The organism is Terriglobales bacterium, assembly GCA_035624455.1.
Classification (GTDB): domain Bacteria; phylum Acidobacteriota; class Terriglobia; order Terriglobales; family Acidobacteriaceae; genus DASPRM01.
Map to the genome: position 1 here is coordinate 25,573 of DASPRM010000043.1, position 12,610 is coordinate 38,182.

The 12,610-nt window shown below is 57.6% G+C and carries 11 protein-coding genes and 1 other RNA gene; 5 read left to right on the forward strand and 7 right to left on the reverse strand.

Translation table 11 applies throughout. From position 1 onward, the window contains the following. Positions 1–10: 10 nt before the first annotated feature. Entirely contained in the window at positions 11–538 is a 528-nt protein-coding gene (locus VEG30_05115; protein HXZ79290.1) for a phosphatidylglycerophosphatase A, read from the reverse strand. Continuing rightward, positions 516–758, reverse strand: coding sequence for a DNA gyrase inhibitor YacG (yacG, locus tag VEG30_05120; GenBank protein HXZ79291.1), 243 nt, complete (start codon positions 756–758; stop codon positions 516–518). Before yacG ends, VEG30_05115 begins: the two co-directional genes overlap by 23 nt. 145 nt (positions 759–903) lie before the next feature. Between yacG and VEG30_05125 the strand changes: the two genes are divergently transcribed. Beyond that, positions 904–1,893, forward strand: a complete 990-nt coding sequence (locus VEG30_05125; GenBank protein HXZ79292.1) for an aldo/keto reductase — start codon at positions 904–906, stop codon at positions 1,891–1,893. A 57-nt stretch (positions 1,894–1,950) separates the two neighbouring features. Here the strand turns inward: VEG30_05125 and rimO are convergent, their stop codons facing one another. Both rimO and VEG30_05135 read right to left on the reverse strand, forming a co-directional pair. Next, the gene (gene rimO, locus VEG30_05130; protein ID HXZ79293.1) at positions 1,951–3,468 is read right to left on the reverse strand and encodes a 30S ribosomal protein S12 methylthiotransferase RimO; all 1,518 of its coding nucleotides are present in this window, start codon (positions 3,466–3,468) and stop codon (positions 1,951–1,953) included. A 133-nt stretch (positions 3,469–3,601) separates the two neighbouring features. After that, positions 3,602–5,812, reverse strand: coding sequence for a DUF3488 and transglutaminase-like domain-containing protein (locus tag VEG30_05135; protein ID HXZ79294.1), 2,211 nt, complete (start codon positions 5,810–5,812; stop codon positions 3,602–3,604). Between the two features lie 155 nt (positions 5,813–5,967). On the opposite strand from VEG30_05135, the gene ffs reads away from it, so the two are divergent. The 3 genes from ffs (at position 5,968) to VEG30_05150 (ending at position 7,841) form a co-directional block, all read left to right on the forward strand. Then, positions 5,968–6,066, forward strand: an RNA gene (gene ffs / locus VEG30_05140) — signal recognition particle sRNA small type. A gap of 107 nt (positions 6,067–6,173) precedes the next feature. Then, entirely contained in the window at positions 6,174–7,169 is a 996-nt protein-coding gene (locus tag VEG30_05145) for a beta-ketoacyl-ACP synthase III (GenBank protein ID HXZ79295.1), read from the forward strand. A 201-nt stretch (positions 7,170–7,370) separates the two neighbouring features. Further along, the gene (locus VEG30_05150; GenBank protein ID HXZ79296.1) at positions 7,371–7,841 is read left to right on the forward strand and encodes an SRPBCC domain-containing protein; all 471 of its coding nucleotides are present in this window, start codon (positions 7,371–7,373) and stop codon (positions 7,839–7,841) included. Positions 7,842–8,016: 175 nt separating this feature from the next. Here VEG30_05150 and VEG30_05155 read toward each other — a convergent pair whose 3' ends face one another. Continuing rightward, positions 8,017–8,439 (reverse strand): hypothetical protein, encoded by a 423-nt coding sequence (locus VEG30_05155; protein HXZ79297.1) that lies wholly within the window; start codon positions 8,437–8,439, stop codon positions 8,017–8,019. 294 nt (positions 8,440–8,733) lie between these two features. On the opposite strand from VEG30_05155, the gene VEG30_05160 reads away from it, so the two are divergent. After that, positions 8,734–9,783, forward strand: coding sequence for a BON domain-containing protein (locus tag VEG30_05160; GenBank protein ID HXZ79298.1), 1,050 nt, complete (start codon positions 8,734–8,736; stop codon positions 9,781–9,783). Positions 9,784–9,926: 143 nt separating this feature from the next. Here the strand turns inward: VEG30_05160 and VEG30_05165 are convergent, their stop codons facing one another. After that, positions 9,927–11,312, reverse strand: a complete 1,386-nt coding sequence (locus VEG30_05165) for a sigma-54 dependent transcriptional regulator (protein HXZ79299.1) — start codon at positions 11,310–11,312, stop codon at positions 9,927–9,929. A gap of 124 nt (positions 11,313–11,436) precedes the next feature. Further along, a complete protein-coding gene (locus tag VEG30_05170) occupies positions 11,437–12,522 on the reverse strand; it encodes an ATP-binding protein (protein HXZ79300.1) in 1,086 nt (361 codons plus the stop codon). Positions 12,523–12,610 lie beyond the last annotated feature (88 nt).

The window sequence follows — 12,610 nt, forward strand, 5'->3', positions numbered from 1 at the left end:
GAGTTTTCAATTAAAGTATGCCCAGCCGTAACAGGATCTGCATCACCATCAACGCGTACAGACCTGCTGCTACATCATCGAGCACAATACCGGTGCCCTCCGGCAGTCTCTCCAGGTCGCGCACCGGAGGAGGCTTGATGATGTCGAAGGCACGAAAAAGTATAAGGCTCGCTAATAGCGATTGCCAACGGAGTGGAACGGCAATCAGGGCGATCATCTGACCCGCGACCTCGTCAATTACCACGTGCCCGGGATCTTTTTGACCCGATGCGCGCGCAACCCGTGTGGCAGCAGGTATGCCGAGCAGTGCGACCGCGATTGCAATGATGCCAGCGGCAGTAATGCGAGTAACGGGTTCGAAGTATTCACCCAGCCATCCCCAGAGAAGCACAGTGGCCAGCGATGCCCAAGTGCCGGGGCCAGGCTTGAGGTAACCGATCCCAAAGAAGGTTGCTATCAGGCGAGCCCAGGCAGGCGCCTGCGAGCCGGTCTCGGATGTTTGTCCCTGAGGCGCCTCAGTTTGGCTTTGGCTTGGCATTGGAATGAGATGAATCTGTTTGCCGGAACGAACGTTTCGCGGGCGCTTCGCCCTCCTCGGGGTCATTGATGGGAGTGGAAACAACATAACCACCGCTCGCCCATTTGCCTAAGTCGATCAGCCGGCAACGTTCGCTGCAAAAGGGAAATTCAGGATCCGAGCGCAGCACAATCTTGCGGCACGTGGGACAGTGGAGAGCGGAAATACGTTTCTTCGCCATGCGGCAACTCCAATTGTATGAGATGAATCGGAGGACGTGAATGGCGGCATGGCCATGAAAGTCGGATAATCGTGCGACAGCGAGGTGCAAGGTGCCGGAAAGCATGCAATCAGGCGCGGAGCGTAGCGAAGAGACAAGTTCAAGTTTGAACCGCCGTCAATTTTTGAATCTGGCGGTAACGGCCGCTGGGGTGGCGGGTGTTTCGCGGTTCGCCGGTGCAGCGGATGTTGCGGGAGGGATTCCAACCCGAACCCTGGGTCGCACCGGAGAGAAAGTCTCCATGGTCGGCCTGGGCGGTTATCACATCGGCGTGCAGGCGGACGAACAGGAGAGCATTCGCATCATTCGCAGCGCGATTGATCAGGGCATCCATTTTCTGGACAACTGCTGGGACTATAACGGTGGCGAGAGTGAAGTTCGTATGGGCAAGGCGTTGCGAGACGGATATCGCAAGCGCGTCTTTCTGATGACAAAACTCGATGGACGAGACCGCGCCACCGCCGCGAAACAGATTGATGAGTCGCTGAAACGCTTACAGACAGACGTGATCGATCTGCTGCAGGTGCATGAGGTCATCCGCATGAGCGATCCGGATCGGGTTTTTGCGCCCGATGGAGCTATGGAGGCGCTTTTGGCGGCGAAAAAAGCAGGCAAGATCCGCTATATCGGGTTTACCGGTCACAAGAGTCCGGATATTCATTTGAAAATGCTAGAAACTTGCTTGGCTCACAATTTCACGCCCGACACCGTGCAGATGCCTCTCAATGTGATGGACGCGCACTATGACAGCTTTGAGAAAAAAGTTCTTCCCGTGCTGGTGAAGCACAACATTGGGGTGCTGGGGATGAAGCCGATGGGCGACAAGCTGATTCTCCGGAGCCAGACTGCGACTCCGGTGGAGTGCCTGCATTATGCGATGAACCTGCCGACCAGCGTGGTGATCACGGGAATCGATTCCATGCAGGTTCTGGACCAGGCGGTCAATGCCGCGCGAAGCTTCCGTCCCATGAGCGAGCAACAGGTCGCGGGAATTCTGGCAAAGACCGCGCCAGCAGCAAAGAATGGCGAATTTGAAAAATACAAGACCTCGACACAGTTCGATGGCACCACCCACAACCCTGAGTGGTTGGGGTAGAAGAAGAAGGTCGAAGTAATTCTTACTTCACCCGATCTAACTTCGTACTTGCTTTGCTTACAGGAGCTTCACTACCAGGTCGTAGTCCTTGGCTTCAGTTACTTCACAGCGATAGAACTCGCCCGGGTGGGCGGTATTCTCGTGCGGGCCGAAATCGTTGACGAAAACCTTGCCGTCAATTTCGGGAGCATGCATCTCGGTGCGGCCCTCCCAGAGGAGTTCGGTTTCGCTGGATGGGCCTTCCAGAAGCAGATCAAACTCTTTTCCTAGCAATGTCTTTTTCTTACGGCGGCTGATCCGCTTCTGCATCTGCATCAGCTTGCGGCGGCGCTGCTCAATTTCACGAGAGGGGACTTTGTCATGCAGGGAATGGGCGTGGGCGCCCTCCTGGTCGGAATACGCGAAGGTCCCCAGCCAATCGAACTCGGCCTCGCGCACGAAGTCGCAGAGTTCTGCGAACTCTTTTTCGGTCTCGCCAGGAAATCCTACGATGAATGAGCTGCGCAGGGTCAGGTTGGGAATGATGCGCCGCATCTTCTCGATCGAGCGCAGGAAAATCTCAGCTCCCGCGCCGCGCTTCATGCGTTTCAGGGCGCCGGGTGACGCGTGCTGCAGCGGCACATCGATGTAGGAGCAGATCTTGTCATGGCCCGCGATCGTATCCAGGAGCCGTGGAGTGATCTTATTGGGATAGGCGTACAGAAACCGGATCCAGCGGAGGTCGGAAATCTGGGCGAGTTTGTCCAGCAAAAGGGCCAGGCCATCCTGCAGTCCGAAGTCTTCCCCATAACAGGTGGTGTCCTGGCCGATGAGAGTAATCTCGCGCACCCCACGGCGCGCCAAGCGTTCAGCTTCGGCGATTACCGACTCGAAGCGGCGCGAGCGAAATTTTCCGCGCAATTGCGGAATGATGCAGAAGGTGCAGGGATGATCGCAGCCTTCCGCGATCTTGATATACGCACTGTAGCCGGGAGTGGCGAGAATCCGCGGAGTGGCGTCGGTGTAGAGATAGTCTGGCAGGTCGGCGATGGCGCCGTCCCAGTCCTCGCGCGAAAAGCGGCCTCGAGATTCGCGGGAGTCGCCTTCCGCGCGGCTGGAGAGAATACGGAAAGGCGAAGGGCTGGTGGCTGGACGCGATGGCAATTCGATGCCCGCCGCTTGCAGGATATGCTCCAACTCGCCCGTGCCTACGACGGCATCAACTTCGGGTATCTGCTGCTGAATTTGATTGCGGTAGCGCTCCACGAGACAGCCGGCGACCACAAGCTTCCTGGCCTTGCCGTTCGTCTTGTGCTGGGCCATTTCCAGGATGGTGTTGACAGACTCCTGTTGCGCCGAATCGATAAACGAGCAGGTGTTGACGACGATGATGTCTGCCTGATCGGCCCGATTGGTGAGCACCGCCCCCGCTTCAACCAGCATGCCCATCATGACCTCGCTATCGACCAGGTTCTTCGGGCATCCGAGGCTGACGAATCCTACCTTGGTGGGCGCAGGGTCAGGTCTTCCGGCGGTGTCGTTGGCGCCGGAAGGATTCTCAGCGGGAGCTTCCAGGGTGAGCGAGTTATCGGGCATGCGGTACTTTCATTTTATCAGTCCAGGAGGTGGCCTACGGTTGGGAAGGGATGCATAGATCCTTGGCTTCGCTCCGGATGACCCACCAGGATGTTTAGGCAAGTCCAGGGGATTGAGGCAACGACTAAGCGACTTATCTGGAGCGGATTTCTTCGTACAGTTCAGGAAGGCGGCGCGCATCGTCGGCGGATTGACCGAAGCGTGCGCGAGAATAGTGTCGAGTAAACTGAGCCACCGACTCGCGAAGCTGCGATTCCGGAATCTGGGAAACAAATTCGGCAGGGGTTTGTGCAGGAGTTTTGGAATAGCCCTGGCGAGCCAGGGATTTTGTCATTCGCTGGTACCAGATGCTGGCCGCTAATTGCGGCGAATTCTGAGGATGCCGGGCTGCCCGCGAATGCACCATGGCACGCCAGATGCGGGTGACATTCACTGTAAGCAGCAGCATGCACAGACATCCGACCGCCAGCGCAATCCAACGCCGCGGAGAGCTTGCAATACGGAAATAGGTGTCTCTTGCCCAACGGAGGAAGGCATCATAATAGCGGGCCAGTGAAAGCCGAGCCGCGCGCGTGACGCGCTGCGATTCGGTGACTGCCCGCGTTCCCAATTGCCGCTGATGACCGAAATCGTAGTTGATCACCCATTCCCGCCAGAATTCCTGCAGAGCGTCAAGATAGAGCAACATGCGATTCCAACGATTGGGGACAACCCTGGGATCAGGAGGGGTGGGATCGAAGCTCATCCAGCCGACATTGGGAATATAGGCTTCCACCCAGGAGTGGGCGTCACGCGCGCGCACGATGTAGTTTCCGGTGAGATCGTTGTACTCGCCCATGTGGAACCCATTCACGATGCGGGACGGAATTCCCAAAGTGCGCAGCATTACTGCCATAGATGAGGCAAAGTACTCGCAGTGCCCAGCCTTGCGCTCGAAGAGGAAGTAGGCCAGGGGATCGGCAACGCGCTGCGAAGGAAGCTGCAGGGTGTAGGTGAAGTTGGTCTTCAGATATCTCTCGAGGGCGAGAGCTTTGGCGTAGGGAGTCGAAGCCTGGGCCGTGATACGCTCCGCCAGCGGGGCAATGCGGGGGTCAATCGATGGCAGTTGGATAGGAAATCGGCTGGGGTAATGGTCCCCGGAATTTCGCAGCATCTCGGCGGAGGGCAGAGGGATCTGCGAGAGGGCCAGATAGCTTTCTGTCATGCGATTGTGATCGATGTTGGTGAGCGATCCCGCGCCATCCACGCCGATTTTCTGGAAGTTCCCCATGATTTCCACGGGGACCGAAGCCGCGAAAATGACGGTGGTGCCGATGGGCTCCATCACTACCCGGTAACGCAGCAGGCGCGAACCGCGCAGCGTGTAAGAATCCTCCGGAAGATTCCCTTTGCGGATCTGGACATCACGCAACAAGAAGCGACCCGTAGTAGCGATCTCTTCATATTCGGGGACTTCGTTGGACCAGACATTATTCTCAAATCGGCTAAGGGCGACGCCGCGCCATCTCAGGTCCTGGGGCTGAGCGTTACCTTCCAATTGCTGGATGTGCATCACCACCGTGTCCAACTGCTTGATTTGTCCGATCTCACCCAGGCGCACGTGGTCGCTGAAGCCGCTCACAAATTCGTTCTTGGGTGAATAGGCGCTGAGATAACCGGCCGAAAATCGCGGCAGGATAAAGAAGAGCAGGAGCGCGACAGCGGTAATGGCGAAGACGAGAATGATCGTGGCGGTCGAAAGCAGCAGAGGAAGCCGGCGTCCGGGACGAGGCCAGGTGGATTGTGCCTGGGCAGTGGACTTTTTGAGCGAGCGCTTCATCTCCATGCTTATAAACGTGCTGACAGCGAGCAACAGGAAAATGCAGAAGGAGACGAGAAAAGTTGTGTCCACCGTTAACACCGAGGCCGCCAGGACAGCCAGGAAAGCCAGGATGGCGAGATAAACGTTGTCGCGCTCACGGTGGACGGAGAAAACCTTCACCACCATGCTGAACAGCACAAGGTGGACGGTGGCAGCCACAAAGTTTGCCGATAACAGGAAAAGATCCGCCACGTATACGGCTACGTAGGCGAGCGTGAGATAGGTAGTCCAGCGGTCCGGAATTTTCCAGGTGAGGTTACGCAGCAGCATGTAAGCGCGCAACAGCAAAGCTGCTGAGACAAACACGATGGAGCCCAGGTCCAGCCGGCCAGTAGAGGCCAGGGTGATGAATCCGGTCACCAGGAGCAAAAAGAGTGAGATATCAAAATAGCGTTCGATCGCTATGGGAGCATCGGCTGGCGAAGACCTTTCAGGATGGGCGCGAAGCCGGCGGAAGCCGCCGATATGGGAGGAATCCGGCACCTGTTTATTGTTGGCTATTTGGAGAAAGAAGGGAAGTGCCGGCGGTGGGTGGCCCAGAAAATCAGCGAGCGCGGTGCGACTGAAATTTTCGCTGGAAGCGCAGCAGGTGAGAGCAAGGGGGCGAAAATCCGTTTTGTTAAAATTGCAAGGGTCGGACATCGGTCCCGCGCGACGCAATCCCGCCAACCCCGCCAGGTCCGGAAGGAAGCAACGGCAACGGGCTCGTGCGTGTGCAGCGGGGGCGCCGGTGTCCGGCTTAACCGGTTTACTCTTGCCCCAATTGGAACGAGTCAACTCCCACGCGCATAGACTTTCTATTGCCCATCCTGCAAAATAAACGATTCGAAACTGGAGACAGACATTGAACGATGGTGTGCGAGTAAAGATTTCGGCTCTGGGAACCTACGTACCGCCCCGCCTGCTTACCAATTTCGATCTGGAAAAAATGGTGGACACCAGCAACGAATGGATCATGGAGCGGACCGGCATTCGTGAACGGCACATAGTGGATAAAGGTGTGGCTACCAGCGATCTGGGTGCGGCGGCAACGGCCAAAGCCCTGGCAAAGCGAGGTCTTAAGCCCTCCGACGTCGAAGCGCTGATCGTGGCGACGGTCACACCCGACATGATGTTTCCCGCATCTGCTTGTCTGATTCAGCACAAAATAGGCGCCAGCGGGATGTGGGGATTCGATCTGAGCGCCGCTTGTTCTTCCTTCCTGTTTGCATTGCAAACGGGGAGCCAGTTTATAGCTACTGGCGTACACAAACATGTGCTGGTGGTGGGAGCGGACGTGATGTCTTCCATCATCGACTACACCGACCGGGCTACCTGTGTAATCTTCGGTGATGGTGCGGGAGCGGTAGTTCTGGAAGCGGCGGATGAAGGGCTCGGGTTCATTGACTTTCTCCACGAGATCGACGGCTCCGGAGCCTGCTCGCTCTACATGCCAGGTGGCGGAAGCCTGAATCCGCCGACCCATGAGACAGTCGATAAGAAGATGCACTACGTTCACCAGGATGGTCAGGCGGTGTTTAAGTATGCTGTCCGCAAGATGTCGGAGCTCTGCGACAACCTGCTCAAACGCAACGGCCTGACCGGTCACGATATCGATATCTTTATTCCTCATCAGGCAAATCGGCGCATTATCACCGCCACGGCTGAGCGGTTGGGAATGGATCTGGGCAAAGTCGTGATCAACATCGAGCGCTACGGTAATACGACTTCCGGCACCATCCCGCTGGGCATGCAGACCGCACTCGACGAAGGCCGACTCAAGAAAGGCGACCTGGTTCTGCTGGCTGCAGTGGGGGCAGGCTTCACCGTAGGCGCTACTCTGCTGCGCTGGGCGTATTAGGGATTTCGATGCAAGAGAGCCGTCTGTCACTGCCTCAAAAGGTCTCTTGTCCCAGTCTTACTTACAGAAGGTGCCCACACTCATGAGCGCGTCAGATCTCTCACTTGTACAAGAAGAAGACCGAGTTGGGATGAAACTGAAATCGATTCCGTTTGCCGAACTTGTGTCTTTGGACTAGCCTTGAGCTTATAATTTGCCTTCATGCCAAGTTTGGATCACACGATCGTTGTTGTACGTCACATCCCGGACTCTCCGCCGGGAGTTTTCGCCAGCCTGACTCGTCCCGAAAAGATGTTGGAATGGTGGGGCCATCGCGAACGCTGGTGGCTTACCTCTGCAAATGTCGATCTGCGGGTGGGTGGGCGATTCCATCTTGATTGGCGTGACACCCAGGGCAAGTTGGGAAGTATGCATGGCGTGTATTTGGAGATTGAGGCGCCGACCCGGCTGTGCTCAACCTGGGTGGGATCGCACGAGAAGAGTCACGCGGAAGAAGTTGAGTTTTTGCTGGAAGCGGAAGTCAGCGGGACCCGGCTCGAGATTCGACATACCGGTCTGCAAGGGCGGCCGGAGGCTCAGGCGGATTACCAGCGCGGCTGGGAGTTGATTTCAGAGTGGCTGTGCGACTACCACAAGAATCATCACGGCAGGAGCGGACCCTTCGCCGCCTGAAAAAGACCCCGATTTACAAAGACCGTTCCTCAAGGTTTTGCTGTTCATCCGGACTAATTGTGAAAGAACCTCCTTGTTGGGGAAACCCCACAGGGCAAAAGCCGAACGACCTCGCTATTACGGCTCGGCTAAGGCCGAGCCCTTTCAAAGCGGCTCGCTCGACAACTGATGATGGCTAGTTGCTCCGTTCCGGCGGCGACCACAGAATTTCCATGCCCACAATTCGACCAATCAGATCAAGGTCAAGGTGGGCGGAGGCGCGGATCACCGCGTCACCGTTGTTTCCGGGGAAGTCAACAAAGAGGCGAGGGGCGACATAGTTGACTCCTTCATGCTTGCGGACGAAGCTGAGGGCGTGATCGCTGCGACAAGACTTAGGAACTTCAAAGGTGAAATCAGCCAGTTCGCCGCTTTCACTTACGGAGACAGCGGTTTCGATGGGCATGCGTGTATGGACGTGCCCACCTTCTTCTTCCATGTGGGGCTTGAAGTAAACGTAGTACTGAAAACCCACGCTGGGATCGAATTCGCTGCGCTCAACCTGGATCGGCATTTCGCTTGTTCTGCCGGTTCGTGTACCCACCATCTTTCGACGCATTTTGGGCCTCCTTGGAAAGCAAAAACCAGGGAGCGAAGCGAACTTTTTACCACAAGCCGGGGTCATCGGACAGGCAAAAACTCACGGCTAAGCTGCGATTTTTTCCCCTTTTGTTTCTATGGGATGAAGCGTCTTGCAATCTGGTTGAAGAGCACGGCAGACTACTTGCACTCAGTAGGGCACAACAGTACAGGCCTCAAGGCGGTGCCTTGCTGGCAACCCCAAACTAAGGCAGTATTCCATGTTCTCGGTGCATCTAATTCGGTGTCTGCCCAAACAAAAAGAGGTGACGTTATGAAGGCGAGATTCCCCGTAGCCGTGATCATGCTGTCGCTATTGCTGGCTCTGACCGCGGCAGTGGGCTGTTCGAAGACACGTACAGACGCGCAACTCATTGGCGACGTGCAAAACAAGATTCAGTCTGACGCCGGGATACAGAGCAAGCAACAGATTGCGGTTCAGGCAGCCAACGGAGTGGTTACGCTGACCGGCACGGTAGCTAACGATGCAGAGCGTGAACTGGCGGCGAATGACGCTGGCCAGATTCCGGGCGTACGGACAGTGGTGAACAGCCTGCAAGTGGCGCCACCAGTAGCCCAGACGCCGCCTCCGCAAGAGACTCCTGCTCCTGCGCCCGAGGTGAAGAAGGCACCGGCCAAGCCTGCTGCTGGAAGGGCTCGCCCCAAGCCGACATCCCAGGTTGCGCACAACAATACCGACAACGGTACGCAGGCTGCCGAGCAACCACCCGCGACTTCGGCAGCGCCGCCTCCGCCACCCCCTCCGCCTCCACCGCAGCCGGTTACGATTTCTGAGGGTACGCCGATACAGGTCCGCCTGATTGACAGCCTGGATAGCGACAAGAACAAGGTCGGTGACACCTTCCGCGCTACCTTGGACCAGCCACTCACAAACGGGGAACAGGTCGTGGTGCCTGCTGGAGCGGATATCACCGGCCGTGTGGTAGCGGCAAAAGATGCTGCCCACTTCGCCGGCAGTTCGGAACTGGCAGTGGAGTTGACGCAAATCACTGTAGGCGGGAAGAACTACGATCTGCACACTGATTCTTGGAAAAAGGAAGGAGCTGGCCGCGGCAAGAACACCGCAGCTAAAGTCGGTGGCGGCGCAGCCCTCGGTGCTCTGATCGGTGGTCTGGCTGGTGGAGGTAAAGGCGCTGCTATCGGAGCTGGGGTTGGAGCTGGCGCGGGGACCACGGTGCAGGGAGTCACCAAGGGACAGCAGATCAAATTGCCACCCGAAACCCAGCTGAACTTCCGGCTTGCGTCCGCGCTGAGCGTGTTTCCCGCGAAGAATCCGAATGCGGGGCGGCAGCGAGTGGACTAACAGCACAAACGTGAATTAAACGAAACGGCAGCCGAAAGGTCGCCGTTTTTGTTGTGGGGCACAGCGACGTCAGTGCGCATTTGGTCCGCTTTTCAACGCCTCAGGGGTGCCCGGTAGTCCCGCGTCGAAACCATCGCGCTCTGTCAATCCTCCACCTGTTCCTTGCGCAGCCGCCGGAGCAGGGAAGTGGGATGAATTCCCAGAATGCGGGCGGCCTGGGCCTTATTGTTGCCGGTCAGCGAGAGTACCTCGTGGATGTAGCGTTCCTCGAGTTCGCGCAGACTGACGAACTGGTGGCCGGTGGGAGACAGGTCGAGAGAGGAGAGCGGTTCGAGCGGCTCCGGCTCGGGTTGGTGATCGCGGATTTCCTCGGGGAGATAAGCGGCGTCGATCTCGCCTTCGGGAGCGAGAATCATCGTCCGCTCGATGACATTCTTCAATTCGCGGATGTTTCCCGGCCAGGGATAGCGCACCAGCAGATCGCCGGCGGCGGGAGTGAAGCCGGTGAAGTTCTTCTTGAGCTCGCGGTTGAAGCGTTGAACCATGTCGAGGGCGAGCGGAAGGATATCTTCTTTGCGGTCGCGGAGCGGCGGAATGTAGAGGGGGACAACGTTCAGTCGATAAAAAAGATCTTCCCGAAACTTGCCCTGGGCGATGGATTCTTTGAGGCGAGCATTGGTGGCGGCCACGATACGAACATCGACGCGAATGGGCTTGGTGCCGCCCAGGCGCATGAAGGTTCCTTCCTCCAACACGCGGAGTAGCTTGGCCTGAACGCTTGAGGACATGTTGCCGATCTCGTCGAGAAAGACCGTACCGCCACTAGCGCGCTCGAGCAGGCCCTCCTTGCGGCGGCGGGCGTCGGTGAAGGCACCTGGCTCGAAGCCGAAAAGTTCGCTTTCCAGCAGGGTGTCGGGGAGGGAAGCGCAATTCAGCTCCAGAAGCGGCATTTGCGCGCGGGGACTGTTGTAGTGAATGGCCTTGGCCAGTACACCCTTGCCCGTGCCACTCTCACCCTGAATCAGGATGGTAGTGCGATCCGATTCAGCAGCTTTGTGAGCGATTTCCAGCATCTCGGCGACTTTGGGATTGCGAGTCACGACGCGGCCAAAATCGTAACGGCCCCTGGCCGTCTCCACCGTCTCGTGGACACGTACCCGGAGGGAAAGCATTTCCGTGGCCCGGCGAATGGTGTTGACCATATCGGCGAGATGGAAGGGCTTGATCAGGTAGTCGTAGGCGCCCAGCTTCATGGATTCCACAGCCCGATCCACCATGCGGTATGCGCTCATCATCACCACCACGGTGTCCGGCGCAAGACGCTTGATCTGGCGCAAGACTTCGATGCCGTCAATGCCGGGGAGCACGACATCCACCAGGGCGATCTCCGGTTTTTCCTGATTGAAGACCTCAATCCCCTCTTCCCCTGACATGGCAACAAAGACGTCGAACTCTTCCTCGCGCAAGGCTCGGCTGATGGTACGCACGGTCAGCGCTTCGTCGTCGATTACCAGGATGGAATGGGGCATGGCTTCCAATTCTCGCTTTTGGCCAGAATGGCTCTCTGGTTCTGGATCCTGCCCTCCGCCGGCAGAAGGCGAAGGCGTTGCGTGTCACTTTCAGCAATTGAGGACGGTAACTGCGGCGATGCGTTCATACGACGACTTCCTCGTCTTCCAGCACGGGGGCATCCTGCGGTCGAACAGGCAGATCCAGCGTGACCTCGGTCCCGTGGGGAGGGGAGTTTTTGATGTGGATATCGCCTCCGTGGCTGCGCGCGTAAGCCTGGCTGATGCTGAGGCCGAGCCCTGTCCCCTTGCCGCGCTTGGTGGTGAAGAACGGCTCGAAAACGTGCGGCAGGATGTCGGCGGGAATACCACAGCCGGTGTCGCGTATGTGAATTTGGATCGAATCGTCGCCTTTCTTCTCGGCGGAAATGGTGATGGAGCCGCCTTCCGAGATTGCTTCCGCAGCGTTCAGCAGCAAGTTCATGAAGATCTGCGAGAGCTGGTTAGCATCGGCGCTGATGTCGGGAAGGTCAGCCGGAATCTGTTTCTCCAGACGAATGACGCGGAACAGCGGCTGATGACAGAGGAAAGCGAGGGTTTCATCAATCAGGCGCTGCACATTTAGCTGGCTCAGCCACAGCGGCGTGGGACGCGTGTAGTTGAGCAGTCCGTGCACGGTGGAGGAGATGCGCTTGGTGCCCTGGATGCACTGCTCGATCTCGAGACGTTGCTCGGGATTGCGGGCATCGCGGAGTTCCAGTTCGAGGTGGGAGAGGATGCCCAGCAATGGATTATTGATCTCGTGGGCGGCACCCAAAGCCAGTTGCGCCAAGGCAGCGTATTTTTCGTATTCCGCAAGCTGGGCCTCGAACTGGACCTTCTTGCGCTCGAGTTCGCGCTCCTGCTGCAGTTTGCGGATCAGCTCCTGCTGGGCCAGGTCGCGCTCATGTTCGCGAATTTCGGCCAGTTCCAGGGCTTTGGCGGTCTGGCGGATCAGATTGTGCAGATAGCGTACGGCATGAGTGCTGGCCAGCGCGGTCAGCACCAGACCGATACCAGCACAAGGCAGGGCGTTGAGCAGAATAGTGCGCTTGAGGGCCGGTTGGGTGTTGAAGATCAGGAAGAACAAAGCGAATGGAATGAGGAAAATAGCCCCCACCATGACGGTGCTGGCCAGCCAGACACGCCAGTAGTAGCGCGGATCGCGCAGACGCGTGGACTCGGAATTCACCAATTCTAGGATTCACCCTGCACGTACATCGGGGCAGTGAGCGCGGGCACGGGAGGACGTGATGGAGAACCGGGGTAGAGTGTCGCGA